The sequence below is a fragment of the Acinetobacter wuhouensis genome (genome assembly GCF_001696605.3).
GTDB classification, from domain to species: domain Bacteria; phylum Pseudomonadota; class Gammaproteobacteria; order Pseudomonadales; family Moraxellaceae; genus Acinetobacter; species Acinetobacter wuhouensis.
Map to the genome: position 1 here is coordinate 3,310,301 of NZ_CP031716.1, position 20,599 is coordinate 3,330,899.

A 20,599-nucleotide genomic window follows, 5' to 3' on the forward strand; every position below is an offset into this window, starting at 1 on the left:
CCTACATCTATAGATAATTCAGGACATTATTTTGGCATCACCCATGACCTTAGAAACAATGACATTAGAAAAGGCGACTTTGCCTGTACCACAATTCGATCAAATCACCTTAGATCAACTCAAACAAAATATCGAACACGCCATTCAAGATGGGCAGATTTTTTTAAATGAACTGACACAAGTTCCTGAAAGCATTCAAACACAACTTCATGTATTAGAAAAAGTAGATACGCTTGAAAATAATATGAGCGAATCTTGGGGCGTGTTATCACACCTCAATGCGGTGATGAACAATGCTGAAACACGTGAAATTTACCAATCACTCTTACCGAGTTTAAGCGAATATTACACCCAGCTTGGACAACATGTTCCGCTATTCCAAACCTATCAAAATATTCATGACAATCTAATTTTTGCAGACTTGCCTGCTGCACAACAAAGTGCCATCAAATTGGCTTTACGTGACTTTAAACTTTCAGGTGTGGCACTCGAAGGTGAAGCGAAAAAACGTTATGCAGAAATTTCAGCACGACTTTCACAACTGTCATCTGACTTTTCCAACCATGTTTTAGATTCAACACAGGCGTATCACAAACCATTAAGTGAAGATCAACTCAAAGGCTTGCCACAAAGCAGTATTGAACTGTTAAAACAGTATGGTCAACAACGTGAGTTAGATCAGCCTGTTGCCACTTTAGATATTCCATCTTATTTGGCGATCATGACTTATGCAGAAGACCGTGCCCTACGTGAAGAAATCTATCACGCTTATGTGACTCGCGCTTCTGATCAAGCGCAGGATACACAGTATGACAATGCCCCTGTGATGGTTGAAATTTTAAGTTTGCGTCAAGAAATGGCGAAACTTCTAGGTTTTGATAATTATGCAGAATATTCACTGGCTTCAAAAATGGCACCTGATGTTGAAACTGTGAATCAATTCCTTGTGGATTTGGCTGAGCATGCACGTAAGCCTGCCCTACAAGAAATCGAAGAGCTGAAAGCCATTGCGCAACAAGATGGCATTGAAGAACTCAAACCTTGGGACAGCACCTATTATTCTGAAAAGCTTAAAGTACAAAAATTCAATCTTTCTCAAGAAGATTTAAAACCATACTTCCCTGCACCGAAAGTGATTCAAGGTTTATTCAATGTTGTAAATCGTTTATATGGCATCAAAGTTGTTGAACGTGAGGCACCGCTTTGGCATGCAGATGCGCATTATTATGAATTGGAAGATCAAGGCTTTGTGATTGGTGGTTTCTATTTCGATCTCTATGCACGTAGCGGTAAACGTGGTGGCGCATGGATGAGTGGTTTCCGTTCACGTATGCAAACAGATGAAGGCTTACAAAAACCGATTTGTTATATGGTCGGAAATTTCACACCACCTGTTGGTGACCAACCCGCCCTACTCACTCATGATGAAGTGAATACATTGTTCCATGAGTTTGGACATGGTTTACACCACATGTTGACTGAGGTGGATAATATTTCTGTTGCTGGCACACACGGCGTAGCGTGGGATGCAGTGGAATTGCCAAGTCAATTTATGGAATTTTGGACATGGGATACTGAAAGCCTCGCCCTAATCAGCGAACATATCGAATCTAAAGATACATTGCCAAATGACTTGCTTAAAGCTTTACTGGATGCACGTTTCTTCCAATCAGGTATGCAAACGTTACGTCAAATCGAGTTTGCCTTATTCGACCTGACCATTCACAAACTAACACCTGCTTTAAATGCCGAGCAAATTCAGGCGACATTGGATGATATTCGCAATAAATATGCGGTATTAGCTACTGCACCATATAACCGTTTCCAAAATGGCTTTAGTCATATTTTCGCGGGGGGCTATGCTGCGGGTTATTATTCATATAAATGGGCAGAAGTTTTAGCCAGCGATGCCTTTGATCGTTTTGAGAATGAGGGCGTTTTTAACACCCAAACTGGTCAGGAATTCCGTAAGGCAATCCTTGCAGTTGGCGGAAAAGATACAGCACTTGACGCATTTATCAATTTCCGTGGGCGTGAGCCTAAAATAGATGCATTATTACGACATCAGGGTTGGACGAATAACGCTAAAAGCGCTTAAACTAAGCTTTAAAATTGTTTAAAGTGTGGTGGGTGTATGAATATTAAACGTCGTTTCATTGCTGGTGCAAAATGTCCTAAATGTGAAGCGATGGATCGTATTGTTATGCTCACCCAAAACGATGCTGAATGGATTGAATGCATCGAGTGTGGCTACTCTGAAAATCGTCCTACCCACATAGACGCACCTGAAGAGCCTGCCGTACCTGATGAAATTGGGGTAATTCAATTCAAGCCTCGTTCCTCAAAGTAGATTGGATCACAAAAAAATGCAAATAGATCAAAGGAATAATCCAAAATTAATGTGGATCATTGCGGCTGGCTTAGTTGTTGTTATTTTACTTATCGCTGTTTTCTTCTGGTTGAATAATCCATCGAATAAAACCGCAACCAATGATCAACTAAACACACCAATAACGACGAAAAAAACTGAAGTTGTTACACCGCCTGTTGCACAAGCAATTGAACAAACAGCAGCATCTGAATCGACTCATATTGAATTGGTGAATGAAACCATTTTAAAAGATAAGGTTCCTGAAAATGCGAGTCTTGCCAAAGAAGAAGTTGCCAAACTTGATGACATCCAAACACAATTGGGTGAACAACAACAAAGTTTAAAATCTCAACATGCTGATGCAGACCAACTGATCAAGCTAAAAGAAGAACAAATCAAAATCCTTGAACAGCAATTAGCTACGCAAACTCAATAATCCACGCTTAATAAAAGCTTTAACTCAAATAGTTAAAGCTTTTTCAAATTTAAATATACTGTTAAGAATTAAAAACTTTAAATTATTAAAAATACACCAATCATCCTCTGAATTTTAATCGCTCAAAATTTGCTAAGATTCAACATAAATCTCGCCAATGCATCCATCATGAACACAGAATCACCCAATAACAATATTTTGATTGCAATCGGCTTACTCATGCTCTCTGCTTTTTTATTTTCAATCATGGGCGTCTGTATCCGCTATGCATCATATACTCTAGATAATTATACGATCGTGTTCTTCCGTAATTTTGTTGGGATTTTTATTTTTCTACCACTGATTTTTAATAAAGGCATTGGTTTTTTTAAAACCCAAAAATTATGGATGCATACATGGCGTGCGCTTGTGGGACTCACGGCGATGTATGGATTTTTCTACGCCATTGCACATCTTAAATTATCCAATGCCATGGTCTTTACTTATTCTTCACCGATTTTTATCCCACTGATTGCATGGTTATTTCTCAAAGAAAAAATTACCTTGTCGATGCTTATTGCTGCTGGACTCGGACTATTTGGTGTCATTTGTGTCGCTAAACCTGACAGCGGAATGTTCAATCAAATTTCAATGATTGGTTTGAGTGCGAGTTTCTTAGCCGCGATGGCATTTGTCACCGTTCGTGCGTTGACCAGTACAGAACCGCCTGAACGCATCGTATTTTATTTCTGTCTTATTGGCACAGTCATTTCAGCAATTCCGATGTTCTGGATGATTCGTCCTTATACAGTTAAAGAATTAGCATTTTTAATTGGTGCTGGGCTTTTAGCGAATATCAGTCAAATGTTTATGTCCTATGCCTACAAACTTGCGCCTGCGGGACAAATTGGTCCAGTGAATTATATTGCGATTATTTTTGCAGGGACATGGGGATTTTTATTTTGGGGTGAAATACCCGATCACTATAGCCTAATCGGTTTCGGCTTTATTTTAGTTGCCATCATTCTGTGTAATCCAATGTTACAGAAGAAATTAAATCAATTTAAACCCTAATCTCATGCTTAGAGAGTATTCATAAAATACCCGTGAATCCTCCCATATTTTATTACAATCAGTTGAACACTAAACTTTCTCTCTTTCACTTTATCAATCATCATTTCTCAATCATTCTTCTTCCATAACTCAGCAAAAAACAAAAGCGCCCGAAGGCGCTTTCATCTATCACTATATTTTAGTTCAACTACTTGTTCGGGTACCAGTCGAACAGATTAAACAAGTATGGACCGTAAGTAACCAAGAGCAGTGATGAGAACAACACCACGATTGGCAAGATCCAACGTTCATATCGATAATAGAAGCTTGTGTATTTGGCTTTCGCTTCTGCATCGGCGGCGGCGACTTCCGCATCACCGACGGAGAGCCTCGTCAGCAAGTGATTCAGTGCCACTGGTGGTGTCACATAACCGAATTCAAATGCAACCAATACAATCATCCAGAAGTGGATTGGATGGATACCATTATCAAAGGCAACAGGCGCAATTGTCGCAGCAACAAGAATCACCGCACCGAATGGATCTGTAGTCATACCGATCATCGCGAGTAATAATGCCATGAAGCCAAGTGTGATCAGGATACTACCCAAATGCGTTGGAACCATAGTCACGATTTCACTACGCTCAATCAGACCACCCACACTTGCAGATAACGCCATCAAGATAATTAAAGCACCAATATGCCCCACACTTTCAGAGGTTGAGAACCAAACTGAACCTGCAAAACCACGCTTCTTCTCAGCTGTATTTCCATGTTCACGTAAATATTCAGAATCTTGCTCATGTTGCAATGCAAGTGCTTTATTTGGATTCTCAGGTACTGGTAACTTATCACCAAAGAACTTATCAAATAAGATAAATGCCAAGAGCATAATTGGAAGAATTACAGGTGCTGTAAACTCATCCATTTTAGTGTCTAAACCATATTGGTAGAAACCAATTACTGCAATAACCACTAAAACATAAGGAATCACAGGTACTAAAGCACGTAGCATTCCAGGTACAGCTGTTTTCGGTGAATTAATACGGAATTTATCTTCAGCAAGGAATAAAGACACACCAAGGAAAATAAATGCAGTTAACCAGAATACATAGATACCATGATCAAATAATTCATCTGAAGTCACATGACGGCTATCGAGCATCGAGATCAGAATAACAAGCAAACATGGACGTAGTACGACACCCAATGAACCTGACATTGCAGATACAGCCAATGCATATTGACGACGCGCACCTGAGTTCCAAACTTCTTTATAAATGATCGCACCCGCTGCAACGACGAAGATACCAGAAGCACCGGTATAAGCAGTTGGAATTGCAGCACCAATCAAAATGATCCAAGTCAATGTTTCTGGCGCAAGATTCCATGGGCGTAAAATCGCTAAGAATAAATCCATGACGCGTGTTTGCGTCAACAACATACCTGCCCAAATGAACAATGCTAAATTCAAGAAGATATTCGAGAACTCAGTCAACAAGCCAAGGTAAATTCCTTGCCCCATTGGATAGTCCATAAAGAAGGTAAATGCAATACCTGTGACTATCGCCATGAATGCGTATAACGGAATACTCAACATTGCGAGTCCGAAGTTACCACCCTCTTCAGCATCTGCAGGTGTACGGAACAATTTAAACAAACTGATAATGGTCAAGATGACAAATAAAATCATCCATAGCCAATACACACCTATGGTTTCGTGAGTAGACTCCACACCAGAATTTAAAACAGAACGGTATTGGCTAATCACTGAATAGCTCAGTAAGGCATTACCGATTACCATTGCGATGTTATAGACTTTGAAATCAAGTTTGGTACGCGCAGGACGCAAACCAATGTGGTGCATTTTCAATGAAGCTGTAATTGAAGCAATCACCACCATTAAAATAAGAATCAGAACGCGGTTCTCTGTACCCCATTTGAGTATCCAGAAGAAACCCGTTTCCATCGAACGATAGCTACGAATCGTTGAATGCTGTTCCATATGCTTATTGGCTTTATCATAAAAAGCATATTTTTGATTACAGTCTGATTGAGCTGAAACAAATGAAGCACGAACATCAGCCTCTGGGGTTAAACCGAAAAACGCTGCATCCGGATCTTTTGCTTCCTGCTCCATTTTTTCTTTTACAAGCTTATCGATGTCCATATTACGGTCACACGATGGCTTGGTGGGTTCAGCACGTAAATAGGAATATTGCATTCCTATTTTCTCATCTCCATATAGACGCTCACCAAAACGAAGCATCTGTCCATGAATCATATCCCCTGTTCCAATGATCAAAGTCAACAGAAGCAGAACAAGGACGACAAAGGTTGAGATCCACTCATTCCAGATATAACTGAGTAGACCTAATCCTGATCTATTATTTACAGAATCTTGCATTGTTATTCCAGTTTTTATGCCCACCGTACAACAAACATGTACAGCTCATCTTTATTATTAGGTGATAGTAAAATCCTTTACCAATACCCATTCCTATCATTACACTCTAAAGGTGCCGTAATTTTCTTAAAAAAAACATGACAAAGATTTATTTTTTCGGCGAGTATTTTGTCAACTCATCGCTTAGTTTAAAAATTAATGTCTACACATCATCTTATGCCTATCTTTTATTCTTATTAAAATACCTTGAATTTCAAATGAATCAATATAAATAGTGACTGATTATTCATTAATCACGAAAAAATTAATAAAAATTCAGGTTTTAACTCTAAAAATGCATTATTGTAAATATTTTCTTCTCATTGTTTTAAATAAAACTAAGTAGAATCAATCCAATACACTTTCTTTGTGTTTTGGAAATATGACAATTAAACTCCCCACATCACATCATTCATTTCAACATTTTCAGTCAAAGTGCGTTTTTTTTGAAGTCTGTGGTTTTGTGTTAAAAACATTGATTTGAAAAAATAAACACAACGCAGCGGCTAAACTCCCATAGATCACGCCAAGTAAGTGAGCTTGTGTTAAGACTGGATGCCCGATCAATTGCTGCGTTTGTAATGCTCCAAAAAAATGTTCCCAAACAAGCTTTAAAATGATGCCTAGTAAAATAATCAAAGCAAAATGTCTTTCTGACTTTTCTTTTAAACTCATCAATGTAGAAAAAACAAATAAACCATGCAATATGCCTGATAGTCCTGCATAGGCATAAATTTCAGGATAAAAATAATAAAAACTCAAGCTCAAAAATGGTGGTAAAACAATCAGCAAACCTAATAAAGCTTTTTTATTGATCTGCGGAAATAAAAATGGCAAACACATCAAAGCCAGCACATTTAAAACGTAGTGTATCCATCCTACATGTACCCAATGCGCTGTCCACCAACGCCAAGGCTGATTCCAAAACAAATCATGTCGATAAATCAAATGATCCTGAAAACATTGCAGTACCGCAAAAAAAATCAGACTGAAGAAAATAAACAATACTGTGTCATTTTGCTTAACTTGTATCATTTCCCACCATGAAAATGTAAAAAAAGAAGAGCGATCGCTCTTCTTTGATTCTAACTCATCTTCAAACTTAATGACCTTTTATCGATCAGCGCTTGCATAACATCACCTAAAGTTAAGGTGCTACAGTTGTATCTTCAGCTGGCGCTGCTGTATCTCCAGCACCTCCTGTTGGCGCAGGCAAGTCATTAAATAACTCATCATCACCACTTGAAGCTTGTTCGTCCCAGAATGTTGTCATACCATCATCCGCAGCACGAACCCCAGTATGCTCAGTCCAATAACGATCTGCGATACCTTGAATCATTTGACCTGCCATACCATCCAATAATCTAAACTCAGGATTGATCGGCTTATCATCTGCACGTGATGCCGCATATGATTTCAATGCGCCTCTTAACTTAGCATCATCACCACTGGCTTGTGCTGCTACCGCATTCATTGCAAAAGCTAAACGTACACCTTTTTGTTCAGCAATCTGCATCGACTGTTGTAATGTTTGATAAGGATCCGGCTTACCATCACCCGCACCAGGTAATAGAATCCAAATCACTGCACGGGTCGCCATTGGCGCACCCCAGAATTTATTATTGTCCAAACATGCCATACCACGTTCAACAATCGCGGCAATATCTTTTGGCACGTTGACAGCACCACCCGAGTTAATGTCATTGGTCATGGCTTGTAAACCACTCAACATACCAATCAGGTAAATCGTCTGATCTAAATCTTTACGCATGGTTGGACAAGAGTCGCCAAGCGTATATTTATATTTTGCTTGCCAACGTTCTGCAAAAAGTTGATAGCCTGCATATTGACGCTCTGCAGCAAGCGCAGCCCAGCGTTTTTGCTCTACACGGGCATCCTGAGCTTCTGTCACTTTACCGTCTTTTGAGGCACGTAAATATCTAAGTTCCGCATCGAGCGCACGATTTTCAGCACACATACCCGCTGCTGAATAGAGCAATACCGCCATACGTGTAGGGTCTGCACCCATATCTTTGGTTGCCATAATTGCAGGTGTTAAAGCACTACCTGAATTACAAGCCATGTCTGTATCATTACCTGCCAAAATAGGTGGAACAATGTGCTTTTCACTGAATCCTAATGCTACATTTGCACCAGATTTAACGACGTATGAACAACCTGATAAAACAGATGAGGCAACAACTGCGGTCAGCATCAATTGACCAAATTTGTGGACCTTAGACATACTTCCTGTCCTCTATATAATTGTGTTTATATCCTTTTTCACTCACAATATCAGAAGCTACATCTGAATAAAAGAGTAATAGCTCTAATTTTATCTCAACAATTTGCCATACTTCAAATGTTGTGCAATTGACCCAATGTGATTTTTATAAAAATTTTAGGCAAAAAAAAGCAGCATAGCGACGGTTCGGCACATGCTGCTTATTAAACGGTAAACTCTAAGAGAGCTTATTTGTTTTGAGTTTTCTAAATTTACGGCTAATAAATGTATTACTGTCCGCTTTCTCAATCTGTTCCCTCAGCATAGTTCCTAATCTTCCTACAGTAATCGCAAGTACAATTGCGACGATTAGAAACCAATACGTATGAATTTCACCCATTTGGAAATTCCTCATTCGCTGTTGGTAGGTTTAATTTACCTGTAGAATGAATTATTCATCATGAAAATTGTCTAACAATTCTATTTTGCTGTGATTTTCATGCGATCTCGTCTAACAATGTTTATTATTTAGACATATTTTTCTATAAGTAATTATTTTATAATATTTATTATTCTTATCAAAAATTTAGAATTGTTTAACAATCAATTCAATCTTGCACGTGTTTGCATCGATTTCCATTGTTGTTTAGATAATTGATCACACCAAATGATTAAATTTGGGTCTTCTTTGTTTTGAAAAGTGATCACAATATATAAAGAGTGATTGAGTATTTTTTTGACTTTCACTTGTTGAATCAACCTACAATCAGCTTGTTGTAAACTCCACACATCATGATCAAGTTGTTCTAAACAAATAACCGTAGATTGCTTCCTAAATAATTTTAATATCAATAAAGCAATGCCCAGTAAAAGGATACACAACCATATATTCAATAAAAAAGACAATAAAATAGTGATACACAAGAGACTAAAAAGCTGAAAACCCAGTGCAACACGACTGGGTTTTAACGCATAGCGCTGATGCATACTCACATCAATTCACTTAAAAATTGATTCATCAGAATCAACCATGAACATAGTGTTTGAGTTTATTAATCAAATCTCGTAACTCAGGACGTGGCGGTTCTGACACTTCCATAAACCAGTCCAATAAATCAGGATCTTCTTGATCAACCAATTCTTTAAAAAGTAACTTTTCTTCAGCATCTGCCTGTAAGTAATACTGTTTTACATAAGGGTCAAAATATACATCGATTTCTTTTAAACCACGACGTGCGCGATAAATCACTTTACGTTCTTCTAAAGTTAGTTCTTCAGACATCATTTTCCCCTATGGTAAATTCTGCATTAGTTTACCTGATTCCCTACAAATTTCTTGCTAAATTCTACCAAATGACCAAATTCATCATTTAAAAATGGGTTTTGAGCATTCATCTCATTGCGAGTCTATTCTTTTTCACATAATTTCAAAGCACTAAAACTCATATGGATATTATAAAAATGCAATCAGGTGCAATCCGACCTTTAGCAAATATGTTACCACGTAAATTATTTAATGCTGAACATGAAGCATTTCGTGAAACTGTACGTAAATTTTATGAAAAAGAAGTCGTTCCCAATATTGCCAAATATGAAGCTCAACAACATGTAGATCGTGATTTGTGGAATAAAGCGGGTGAAATGGGCTTACTCTGTGCAACCATGCCTGAAGAGTATGGTGGTTATGGTGTAGACCGTCTTTACAGTATGATTTTGATTGAAGAACAAGCTTATGCCATGGATTCTTCAACAGGTTTTTCTTTGCATTCAGACATCGTTGCGAACTATATCAATAACTTTGGTAATGAAGAACAAAAGAAACATTGGATTCCAAAAATGGTCTCTGGTGAAGCAGTCACTGCAATTGCGATGACTGAGCCAGGTACAGGTTCAGATTTACAAGGTGTACGTACCACTGCTGTTTTAGATGGTGATGAATATGTCATCAATGGTTCTAAAATTTTCATCACCAATGGTTACTTATGTGACATGGCGATCGTGGTTTGTAAAACAGGTAATTCTGACAAAGGTTCTGCCAACTTGTCTTTAATTATTGTTGAAGCAGATCGTGCTGGTTTCACCAAAGGTAAACCGCTCAATAAAATTGGGATGAAAGGTCAAGATACTTGTGAATTGTTCTTTGAAGATGTGCGTGTACCGAAAGAGAATTTACTCGGTATGGAAGGTATGGGCTTCATCATGCTCATGAAAGAGTTAGCATGGGAACGTATGTTGGTTGCGATCATTTGCCAAGCAGGCTCTGAAGCAGCTTTAGCACACACTGTTCAATACACTAAAGACCGTAAGGCTTTTGGTAAGCCGATTGGTGCTTTCCAAAATACCCGTTTCAAACTTGCTGAAATGCGTACAGAAATTGATTTTTGCCGTGCTTATTTAGATCGCTGTATGGAACTACAGCTTGAAGGTAATTTAGGCGTAGATGCAGCTGCGGCGGCTAAATATAAAATTTCTGAATTATTCTCAGAAGTTGTCGATGAGTGCCTACAATTACACGGTGGCTATGGCTATATGCTTGAATATCCGATTGCCCGTGCTTATATCGACAACCGTGCGAACCGTATTTATGCAGGCACCAATGAGATCATGAAAGAGCTCATTTCACGTTCAATGTAAAAAAATTGTAAATAAATTCAAAATAGATCAAGGAGCGAAAGCTCCTTTTTCTTCATCTGCTTTTCGTAATCCGCCGTTATCTTTAACAGATCAATTTAGGCTATAACGAATAAACCACACTGTAATCAAGTTTCGTTAAATTCATCTATATTAGCTATAAAAATAATACTTTACATAAAATTTTACATACCCCATTTGTATTTTATTTCAAATTGAATTAAATTCAATTCAAAACAAGAAGGAAGTTTAAAATGACAAAAGTAGTTAAAAACCTCAATGAATTAAGTCAAGACTTAGCCGGTCGCCACACATGGACGAAAAGCACTGGGACTGAAGAGATTGATCCTGTACTCATTGAAAATGATCTAAAAAATTTGTTAACGGATGGTTATGTCATTATTCAAAACCTGTTAACGCATGAAGAACTAGAGGAGATAAAACAAAACATAAATCCCCTGCTGAATCACACAGGACGAAATACATTTGAGGGGGTTAAAACTCAGCGTGTATATAATGTTCTTGCCAAAACTAGAGCAGCTGACAAAATGGCACAGCATCCACGTGTCTTAGCCTTGCTTGATCGCATTTTATTGCAAAACTATTTGTTATCTCAGATGCAAGTCATCAAAATTTTACCAGGTGAAAACGCACAATTATTACATACAGATGATGGGCAATATGTTGTGCCCCGCCCGAGGAATGCTATTGGTGCTGCAACAGTTTGGGCAATCGATGAATTTACCACAAGTAATGGTGCAACTTCAGTCATCCCAGGCAGCCATCTTTGGGATGGGGAAAGAACGCCTCTCGAAAGTGAAGCTATTCCTTGTGTAATGCCCGCGGGATCGGTTGTAGTATTTCTAGGCACCTTATGGCATGGTGGTGGAGCAAACCATTCAAACGCTGCGCGTTTAGGTTTTACATGCCAATATTGTGAACCTTGGTTGCGTCAACAAGAAAATTTTATGATGGAAGTGCCACTGGAAACAGCAAAGGGACTGTCTGAAGATTTATTACGTATGATGGGATATAGTATTTTCCCACCGTTTTTTGGGATGGTGGATGGCATGCATCCTAAAAGATTACTGGAACATCAAAATACCGATGAATAAACCTAAAAAAAGCAGGGTTAGGGATGCTTCAATAAGCACGTTAACCCTTATAAATGCAGCAAATGAAATTATGATCGAAGGTAATGGTCATATTGAAATGGCTGAAGTTGCGCGTCGTGCTCAAGTTTCAGTTGGTTTAGCCTATCATTACTTTGGCTCTAAAGCAGGTCTCATCGCAGCAGTTGTAGAAGCCTTTTACGATAAACTCGATGCGGAAGTTTTATTTTCAGTATCACATGAATCTGATTGGCTAAAGCGTGAATGGGAACGTACTTTAAATCTTGCAATTTTTTATCAGAGCAATCCCCTGTCAACGGTAATACTTGGCTCATTACGAAGAGAATCTATCGTTGTTGATATAGAGCAAGCCAGAATAACCGCACAGATTGAAGAAGGAACTCGTAATTTTCAAAAAGGTCAACGACAAGGCGTAATCCGTCAAGATATAGCAGCACATGATCTTGCTACTTTTGTCTTGGGTGGTGTGCGAGAACTCATGCGTTCAGCACTTCAACAACCACAAGATCAGCGCCCTATGGCTGAAGATCTAGCAAAATCTGCATGGAAATTGATCGTTCCATGTATTTCTCTTGAATACAAATAAAGTTGAGCGATAAAGCGAAAATCACCACTCAAGCTTTTGCATATTATTCATGTCCGAGATGAAATTTATTAGGTATCTCGTGATCAAATTTTACAATATCATCCTCCCCTTATATAAAAAATAAAAAAGGAGCTAACGCTCCTTTTTCTTGGTCTAGGCAAAATACCAGTCAATTCCCAAGGCAGTATTTTCGCTGAATCAGTTGAGCTATTTATGCAGTATAAAATACCATTGATGTTCTATATAACTTAAAACTCAATCTCACTTTCAAGCGCTTCAATTCAATCCAATACTGAAAATATACGATGAACGATCAGCACACCACATTTGACTGTATTATTATCTATAGACAATAAAAATGGCTGAATGAAAAACTAAAATTTTAAGGTTTACACAAAATGATCAAAATCAACATGATCCCGCTTCATGGTATCGATATTGAAAATATTGGCCATATTGCTTTAGGGCAATCTCAAACAGAGCTTATCCATCTGCTTGGACAGCCTGCTGAACACTCAGATGCTGTGCAACTATATTATGATCAATATGAACTGCGTATTGATCTCAATCAAAATAAAAGCATTGAATTTATTGAGTTTATAAACGGACCTTATCCAGAAAAAACTAAACTTTCTATTTATGGTGTTGATCCATTTCAAATTGATGCGAACAATCTTATCCAACTGCTCACAGAAAAAAATAATGGTCATGTTGATCTTAGCGAAGCTGATCATTGTTTTACTTTTTTAAATATTTCTGTCGGCATTTGGCGACAGTACACAGAACAAGACGTTATGGAAAATATTACAGAAATGAAAAAAAATAACGAATATTTAGAAAATCAGGATTGGTTATTGGTGGATTTGGATAAAGCTAAACATTTTTGGACAATCGGTTTAGGTGAAAAAAACTACTATCACGACTCTGAACAATCACACCAATAAAAAAAAGGAGCTTAAGCTCCTTTAATGTTCCCTATATTTGCTTTGAGCAAATTAAGAAACTAATTTAGGCTTTTTTGCTGCTTGAGCTTCACGCTTATGAAACTTCAACACGCCATCATCAAACTTAGCATTCTTAAGCTCTTTACGATCAGCAAGATAGTTATTGGTCACTTTCCATGGCGCATGCTTACCTTGTTTCGGCATCACATTTGCTGCACGAGCAATATAACCTGACGATAAGCTACCCATTACTGTATCTTCCATCAATTCAGTCGCATCCCCTTGTGGAATGACTTCATCAAAGCCTTTTTTATCCATATAATTCACAAGGCGACTGATATATTCACCAGCAATATCCACTTTCAATGTCCATGATGCATTAATATAACCGATGATCATTGCCATGTTTGGTACATCACTGACCATTACACCTTGATACAACATATGCTGAGAAGTATTGAGTGGTTTACCATCTAATGTCGCTTTGATTCCACCTAAAATTTGGATCTCCAAACCTGTTGCAGAAACAATAATATCTGCGTCTAAATGCTGACCTGATTTTAATTGAATACCTGTTTCAGTAATTTTTTCAATATGATCTGTTTCAACACTCGCCTTACCCGAACGTAAAATTTTGAATAAATCACCATCAGGAACCACACACAAACGTTGATCCCATGGATTATAGTTCGGTGTAAAGTGTTTCATATCCACCTTACCTTTAAGCTGCATTTCAATCGATTTTAATAACAATTTACGCAAGACTTTAGGTTGCTTCTGAGCTAAAGCATAAATACCACGTTGCATACCAATATTACGTGCACGAGTTAATTTATAAGCAATATCTTCTGGCAATACCTTACGCATCTTGTCATACACAAAATCAACCGAAGGAATCGAAGCAATATACGTTGGCGAACGTTGCAACATCGTTACATGCCCTGCGCCGCCTTTTGACATCGCAGGTACTAAGGTAATTGCTGTTGCACCACTACCAATAATCACCACTTTTTTGCCAGTATAATCTAAATTTTCTGGCCAGAATTGTGGATTGATAAATTGACCTTTAAAGTTTTCTTTACCAGGATAATCTGGCTGATAACCTTGATCATAATTATAATAGCCAGTACACCCTACAACAAAATTGGCAACCCAAGTTTGCAATTTACCATTCGGATCTTCAATTTCTACAACCCATTTCTTCATCGAAGAATCATAATTTGCTGTACGAACACGGTGGTTAAAATGAATTTTCTCTTTTAATTTAAATTCATCAACAACTTCAGCCACATAACCTTTAATCGATGCACCATCAGCCAAAACATTAGCTTTTTGCCAAGGCTTAAAATTAAAGCCAAATGTAGACATATCTGAATCTGAACGAATCCCTGGGTATTTAAATAAATCCCAAGTTCCACCAAAGCTTTCACGACGCTCAATAATTTCAAACGAACGCTGTGGTGAATTTTTAGATAAATGAGCAGCAACACCAATACCAGAGATGCCTGCGCCAACGATGAGAATATCGACTTGCTTTTCCATTTTCTTTTTATAACCTTTTTAAAAGTACATTTTTATTAAAGCACAAATTTGACAATACGCAATGTCAAGTTTGCATATTTCTGACGAAATTCATGTCAATTCAGGACAAAATAACAGATTGTCAGACAAAATTGTTAATTTTAAAGCATAAAAAAGGTCGGTAAAATACCGACCTTTTCGAACAACCGATTGTTCTATGGCGTGAGTAAACTTAGTTTACTTCACGATCCACAAGTTCTACATAAGCCATCGGCGCAGCATCACCTGCACGGAAACCAGCTTTAAGAACACGTAGATAACCGCCGTTACGTTCTTTATAACGAGGGCCAAGAACGGTAAATAATTTACCAACTGTTGCTGCTGAACGAGTACGAGCAAATGCCAAACGGCGGTTCGCTACTGTATCGTTTTTAGCTAAAGTGATTAAAGGCTCAGCTACACGACGTAACTCTTTTGCTTTAGGCACAGTTGTTTTAATCAACTCGTGCTCGAACAAAGAGTTAGCCATGTTTTGGAACATCGCTTTACGATGACTGCTTGTACGGCCTAATTTCACACCACTATTACGATGACGCATGGTGATAGTCCTACTTAATTAACGGCTACGATAGGCGAAACGATCGTCCATACGGAGACTAGCTGGTGGCCAGTTCTCTAAACGCATGCCGAGCTGTAAGCCCTTAGAAGCCAGAACATCTTTGATCTCTGTAAGCGATTTTTTACCAAGGTTAGGCGTTTTAAGTAGCTCAACCTCTGTACGCTGTACAAGATCACCAATGTAGTAAATATTTTCTGCTTTCAAACAGTTAGCAGAACGAACAGTAAGCTCTAGATCATCAACTGGACGAAGCAAGATTGGATCAACTTCTTCACGTGGTTCTTGAGCAACTGGAGCTTGATCTTTCTGAAGATCAACAAAAATTGCAATTTGTTGTTGCAAGATTGTTGCCGCTTTGCGGATTGCTTCTTCTGGATCTACAGTACCATTTGTTTCAAGATCAATGACAAGCTTGTCAAGGTCAGTACGTTGTTCTACACGCGCATTTTCAACGGTATAAGACACACGTTTGATCGGGCTATAAGAAGCATCTAACTGTAAGCGACCTACAGGGCGAGTTTCGCCTTCTGGGAAGCGTGAATCAGAAGTTTCATAGCCACGGCCTTGAGAAACTTTCAAGCGCATTTTTAATGAGCCTGAAGCACTTAAAGTGCCAATCAAATGTTCAGGGTTAACCACTTCAACATTATGAGGTAAACGAAGATCTGCGGCAGTAACATCACCAGGACCTTGTTTTTCTAATGTTAAATATGCTTCGTTTTGATCGAACAGCTTAATAGACAATCCTTTTAGGTTCAGCAAGAGCTCGACGATGTCCTGCTGCAAGCCTTCTAAAGTACTGTACTCGTGCTCGACACCTTCTATCTCAACTTCAACCACAGCAGCGCCAGGTAAAGAAGATAATAGGATGCGACGTAAAGCATTACCTAGAGTATGACCAAAGCCACGCTCTAATGGTTCAAGAATCACTTTTGCCGAGGTCCCGCTTGCCGCTTCGACCTTGATCGCTTGCGGAGTTAGAAACTCGTTTGCAGTACGCGTCATTATTGCTACCTCAAGGATTATTTAGAATACAATTCTACAATCAAGCTTTCGTTGATTTCAGCTGGTAAATCAGAACGATCAGGTGCAGATTTAAATGTACCTTCAAGTTTTGAATGATCTACTTCAATCCAAGCAGCTGTACCACGTTGAGTAGCTAATTCAATTGCGTTTTTGATACGTAATTGTTGTTTAGCACTTTCGTGAACTGCGATCACATCGCCCGCTTTAACTTGGATAGACGCGATGTTAACACGACGACCATTTAAAGTGATTGAACGGTGAGATACAAGCTGACGAGCTTCTGCACGTGTAGAACCAAAACCCATACGATAAACAACGTTATCGAGGCGGCTTTCAAGCAATTTCAACAAGTTTTCACCTGTTGCGCCTTTAACACGAGCAGCTTCTTTATAGTAGTTACTAAATTGACGCTCTAAAACACCGTACATACGACGTACTTTTTGTTTTTCACGTAATTGTAGTGAGTACTCAGATTGTTTACCACCACGCGCCTGACCATGTTGACCAGGAGCTTTAGCAGCTTTTTTAGTTTTGACGTCAAAAGGTTTAACGCCAGATTTTAATTGCAGGTCTGTCCCTTCGCGGCGAGAGAGTTTGCATTTTGGACCAATATAACGAGCCATGAATGTTTCTCCTTACACGCGACGTTTTTTAGGTGGACGGCAACCGTTGTGCGGAATCGGAGTCACATCGGTAATGCTGTTAATTTTATAACCCACTGCACCTAATGCACGAACCGCAGATTCACGACCTGGACCAGGACCTTTTACAAGGACGTCCAAGTTTTTCAAACCGTAATCTAAAGCAGCTTTACCAGCAACTTCAGCAGCTACCTGAGCAGCAAACGGAGTTGATTTACGTGATCCACGGAAGCCTTGTCCACCTGAAGTAGCCCAAGCCAATGCATTACCTTGACGATCTGTGATCGTAACAATGGTGTTATTAAAAGAAGCGTGAATGTGTGCAACACCTTCAGAGACGGTACGAGTGACCTTCTTGCGTGTGCGAGTATCTTTAGCCATCTTTTAGCTTCCAGAAATCTTATTTCTTAATAGGTTTGCGCGGACCTTTACGGGTACGTGCGTTAGTTTTGGTGCGTTGTCCGCGAACAGGCAAGCTGCGACGATGACGAAGACCGCGGTAGCAGCCTAAATCCATTAAACGTTTAATGTTCATGGAAATTTCGCGACGTAAGTCACCTTCGGTCGGAACCTTAGCAACTTCAGCACGAATCGCATCAAGCTGAGCATCATCTAATTCACGGATTTTAGTAGTAGTAGCGATACCTGCAGCAGCTAAGATGTTCTTAGCAGTGTGGCGGCCAATACCAAAAATATACGTGAGAGAGATAACAGCATGCTTGTTATCCGGAATGTTTACACCGGCAATACGAGCCATTCAAATTTCTCCAAAAAGGCAGTAGAGATAATCAACCGCCCCACAAAAATCTTGAGGGGCGGATAATAACCTAATTAGCCTACTGAAATCAACAGGTCTTAATTAAATTAACCTTGACGCTGCTTATGACGAGGTTCTGCGCTGCAAATTACGCGAATAACCCCATGACGCTTGATAACTTTACAGTTACCACAAATTTTCTTTACAGAAGCTTGTACTTTCATGATGAAACCTTCTAAGTGCGCTTATCCCTTAGGATGAGCAGTCGTTTTTCTCATTAACGATTGATTGTCATATTGATGAGATGTGAGATGAGCTTGAAGCTGAGCCATAAAGTCCATCACAACTACAACTACGATCAGCAATGATGTACCACCAAGGTGGAACGGAATACCAAATGAACTTTGCAGAATCATCGGCATCAAACAAATCACAGTGATGTAAATTGCACCAATAAACGTCAAACGATTAAGAATATGATCTAAGTAACGAGCAGTTTGCTCACCTGGGCGAATACCAGGTACATAAGCTCCGCTACGCTTCAAGTTTTCTGATACTTCTTTCGGGCTAAATACAAGCGCCGTATAGAAATAACAGAAGAATATGATGAGCGCACCGAAGAGCACCAAATACAACGGTTGTCCAGGCGATAATACCAATGCCAAATCTTGAAGGCTACGTTTTACAATTCCTGCATTTGGATCAGCACTACCCAACCATTGACCTAAACTTGCAGGGAACAACAATAACGAACTTGCGAAAATTGCTGGAATAACCCCTGCCATGTTAATTTTCAATGGCAAATGTGTTTGCTGTGCAGTGAATACACGACGACCTTGTTGTTTTTGAGCATAGTTTACAGGAATACGACGTTGAGCTTTCTCAATAAACACGATTGCTGCTAAAACAGCAACTGATAGCAATCCAAATACAGCCAAACCAATTAAACTTGATTGACCATTATCTACCGAAGTAAATGCTTGAATCACTAGGTTTGGTAAGCCAGCAACAATACCTGCAAAGATAATCATTGAGATACCATTACCAACACCACGTTCAGTTATTTGCTCACCCAACCACATCAAGAACATAGTACCTGCAACTAACGATGTTAGTGCTGGAACGTAAAAAGCCAGTCCTGAAGTCAAAGTAATCCCCTGACTAATTAGACCAGCACACATTCCAATACCTTGGACTAATGCAAGTAAGAGCGTGCCATAACGCGTATATTGATTAATCTTACGCTTACCTTGCTCGCCTTCTTTCTTTAAAGCTTCTAACGAAGGAACCACTGTTGACATTAACTGCACGATAATCGACGCAGAAATGTAAGGCATGATCCCTAACGCTAGAATGGACATTCGTTCTAATGCTCCACCCGAGAACATATTAAACAAACCTAAAAAAGTACCTTCATTAGCTTTGAAAAAACGTTCTAGAGCGACATTATCGATACCCGGCAGAGGAATATGCGCTCCTAGTCGAAAAACCACCAATGCACCAATTAAAAACATTAATCGGCGAATAATTTCACGGTATTTCACATGAAATGGTTGGCCTTTCATCATGTTAACATGACCTGAAGAACTAGGAGACATAGTCACTCGCGATTACTCCTCGACTTTACCGCCAGCAGCTTCAACAGCAGCTTTAGCGCCTTTAGTCAATGCAACACCTTGAACAGTGAATGCACGAGTGATTTCACCAGAAAGAACGATACGAGCACGTAACATATCTTTACGTACAACATTCGCAGCTTTCAAAGTTTCAAGTGAAACAATATCACCTTCAACTTTAGCAAGCTCTGACAAACGTACTTCAGCAGTTTTCAAAGCCAATTGACTTGTAAAACCGAATTTAGGTAAACGGCGATATAACGCTGTTTGACCGCCTTCAAAGCCTGGACGAACGCCACCACTTTTACGTGATTTTTGACCTTTAACACCACGGCCACCAGTCTTACCAACGCCAGAACCGATACCACGACCTAAACGAAGGTTATCACGCTTAGCACCTTCTGCAGGTGCAATTGTATTTAAACGCAGAGTCATGGCTTATTCCTCTACACTAACCATATAGTAGACTTGGTTGATCATACCACGGTTAGAAGGAGTATCTACCACTTCTACTGTATGACCAATACGACGCAGACCTAAACCCTTCAACGAAAGTTTGTGATTTTTCAAACGATGTGAAGAAGATTTAGTCTGGGTAACTTTAATCGTTTTCATG

Annotated in this window: 23 protein-coding genes; 8 read left to right on the forward strand and 15 right to left on the reverse strand. The window is 39.0% G+C overall.

The features are described 5' to 3' along the window. The first annotated feature begins 43 nt into the window (after positions 1–43). The 4 genes from BEN71_RS16445 (at position 44) to BEN71_RS16460 (ending at position 3,860) form a co-directional block, all read left to right on the forward strand. Positions 44–2,098, forward strand: a complete 2,055-nt coding sequence (locus BEN71_RS16445) for a M3 family metallopeptidase (protein ID WP_167443681.1) — start codon at positions 44–46, stop codon at positions 2,096–2,098. A gap of 42 nt (positions 2,099–2,140) precedes the next feature. Then, on the forward strand, positions 2,141–2,350 hold the full coding sequence (locus BEN71_RS16450) for a YheV family putative zinc ribbon protein (RefSeq protein ID WP_171405037.1): 210 nt from the start codon (positions 2,141–2,143) through the stop codon (positions 2,348–2,350). Positions 2,351–2,366: 16 nt separating this feature from the next. Then, the gene (locus BEN71_RS16455; protein WP_068973595.1) at positions 2,367–2,807 is read left to right on the forward strand and encodes a hypothetical protein; all 441 of its coding nucleotides are present in this window, start codon (positions 2,367–2,369) and stop codon (positions 2,805–2,807) included. Between the two features lie 168 nt (positions 2,808–2,975). Further along, positions 2,976–3,860, forward strand: a complete 885-nt coding sequence (locus BEN71_RS16460; protein WP_068973594.1) for a DMT family transporter — start codon at positions 2,976–2,978, stop codon at positions 3,858–3,860. A 187-nt stretch (positions 3,861–4,047) separates the two neighbouring features. On the opposite strand, the gene BEN71_RS16465 is transcribed toward BEN71_RS16460, so the two are convergent. The 5 genes from BEN71_RS16465 to BEN71_RS16485 all read right to left on the reverse strand — a co-directional run bounded on the left by BEN71_RS16465 (position 4,048) and on the right by BEN71_RS16485 (position 9,791). Then, entirely contained in the window at positions 4,048–6,246 is a 2,199-nt protein-coding gene (locus BEN71_RS16465) for a TRAP transporter large permease subunit (protein WP_068973593.1), read from the reverse strand. A gap of 465 nt (positions 6,247–6,711) precedes the next feature. After that, on the reverse strand, positions 6,712–7,320 hold the full coding sequence (rrtA, locus tag BEN71_RS16470; RefSeq protein WP_068973592.1) for a rhombosortase: 609 nt from the start codon (positions 7,318–7,320) through the stop codon (positions 6,712–6,714). A gap of 112 nt (positions 7,321–7,432) precedes the next feature. Further along, positions 7,433–8,530, reverse strand: coding sequence for a hypothetical protein (locus BEN71_RS16475; protein ID WP_068973591.1), 1,098 nt, complete (start codon positions 8,528–8,530; stop codon positions 7,433–7,435). A gap of 582 nt (positions 8,531–9,112) precedes the next feature. Beyond that, on the reverse strand, positions 9,113–9,502 hold the full coding sequence (locus tag BEN71_RS16480; protein ID WP_130113792.1) for a protein YgfX: 390 nt from the start codon (positions 9,500–9,502) through the stop codon (positions 9,113–9,115). A gap of 31 nt (positions 9,503–9,533) precedes the next feature. Continuing rightward, positions 9,534–9,791 (reverse strand): FAD assembly factor SdhE, encoded by a 258-nt coding sequence (locus BEN71_RS16485; RefSeq protein ID WP_068973589.1) that lies wholly within the window; start codon positions 9,789–9,791, stop codon positions 9,534–9,536. Positions 9,792–9,970: 179 nt separating this feature from the next. Here BEN71_RS16485 and BEN71_RS16490 point away from each other — a divergent pair, with 179 nt between their 5' ends. The 4 genes from BEN71_RS16490 (at position 9,971) to BEN71_RS16505 (ending at position 13,803) form a co-directional block, all read left to right on the forward strand. Continuing rightward, positions 9,971–11,143: an acyl-CoA dehydrogenase family protein gene (locus BEN71_RS16490; RefSeq protein WP_068973588.1), complete on the forward strand. Its 1,173-nt coding sequence runs from the start codon at positions 9,971–9,973 to the stop codon at positions 11,141–11,143. A 251-nt stretch (positions 11,144–11,394) separates the two neighbouring features. Beyond that, positions 11,395–12,255 (forward strand): phytanoyl-CoA dioxygenase family protein, encoded by an 861-nt coding sequence (locus BEN71_RS16495; protein ID WP_068973587.1) that lies wholly within the window; start codon positions 11,395–11,397, stop codon positions 12,253–12,255. A 70-nt stretch (positions 12,256–12,325) separates the two neighbouring features. Further along, positions 12,326–12,859, forward strand: coding sequence for a TetR/AcrR family transcriptional regulator (locus tag BEN71_RS16500; RefSeq protein ID WP_264757097.1), 534 nt, complete (start codon positions 12,326–12,328; stop codon positions 12,857–12,859). A 398-nt stretch (positions 12,860–13,257) separates the two neighbouring features. Then, complete coding sequence (locus BEN71_RS16505) at positions 13,258–13,803, forward strand: hypothetical protein (protein ID WP_068973585.1); 546 nt, start codon at positions 13,258–13,260, stop codon at positions 13,801–13,803. 51 nt (positions 13,804–13,854) lie between these two features. Here BEN71_RS16505 and BEN71_RS16510 read toward each other — a convergent pair whose 3' ends face one another. The 10 genes from BEN71_RS16510 to rpmD form a co-directional block, all read right to left on the reverse strand. Next, positions 13,855–15,345 (reverse strand): flavin-containing monooxygenase, encoded by a 1,491-nt coding sequence (locus tag BEN71_RS16510; RefSeq protein ID WP_068973584.1) that lies wholly within the window; start codon positions 15,343–15,345, stop codon positions 13,855–13,857. A 211-nt stretch (positions 15,346–15,556) separates the two neighbouring features. Next, the gene (gene rplQ / locus BEN71_RS16515; RefSeq protein WP_004281488.1) at positions 15,557–15,922 is read right to left on the reverse strand and encodes a 50S ribosomal protein L17; all 366 of its coding nucleotides are present in this window, start codon (positions 15,920–15,922) and stop codon (positions 15,557–15,559) included. Positions 15,923–15,940: 18 nt separating this feature from the next. Next, entirely contained in the window at positions 15,941–16,948 is a 1,008-nt protein-coding gene (locus tag BEN71_RS16520) for a DNA-directed RNA polymerase subunit alpha (RefSeq protein WP_004816876.1), read from the reverse strand. Between the two features lie 17 nt (positions 16,949–16,965). Further along, positions 16,966–17,592: a 30S ribosomal protein S4 gene (gene rpsD / locus BEN71_RS16525; protein WP_068973583.1), complete on the reverse strand. Its 627-nt coding sequence runs from the start codon at positions 17,590–17,592 to the stop codon at positions 16,966–16,968. 12 nt (positions 17,593–17,604) lie between these two features. Continuing rightward, positions 17,605–17,991 (reverse strand): 30S ribosomal protein S11, encoded by a 387-nt coding sequence (gene rpsK, locus BEN71_RS16530; protein WP_001040166.1) that lies wholly within the window; start codon positions 17,989–17,991, stop codon positions 17,605–17,607. A 19-nt stretch (positions 17,992–18,010) separates the two neighbouring features. Then, a complete protein-coding gene (gene rpsM, locus BEN71_RS16535) occupies positions 18,011–18,367 on the reverse strand; it encodes a 30S ribosomal protein S13 (protein ID WP_005012957.1) in 357 nt (118 codons plus the stop codon). A 107-nt stretch (positions 18,368–18,474) separates the two neighbouring features. Further along, entirely contained in the window at positions 18,475–18,591 is a 117-nt protein-coding gene (gene rpmJ / locus BEN71_RS16540; RefSeq protein WP_068973582.1) for a 50S ribosomal protein L36, read from the reverse strand. A gap of 21 nt (positions 18,592–18,612) precedes the next feature. Beyond that, complete coding sequence (gene secY / locus BEN71_RS16545) at positions 18,613–19,932, reverse strand: preprotein translocase subunit SecY (protein ID WP_171064902.1); 1,320 nt, start codon at positions 19,930–19,932, stop codon at positions 18,613–18,615. A 45-nt stretch (positions 19,933–19,977) separates the two neighbouring features. Further along, positions 19,978–20,418, reverse strand: a complete 441-nt coding sequence (gene rplO / locus BEN71_RS16550) for a 50S ribosomal protein L15 (RefSeq protein ID WP_068973580.1) — start codon at positions 20,416–20,418, stop codon at positions 19,978–19,980. Positions 20,419–20,421: 3 nt separating this feature from the next. Continuing rightward, positions 20,422–20,598, reverse strand: coding sequence for a 50S ribosomal protein L30 (gene rpmD / locus BEN71_RS16555; protein WP_068973579.1), 177 nt, complete (start codon positions 20,596–20,598; stop codon positions 20,422–20,424). Position 20,599: the final 1 nt, after the last annotated feature.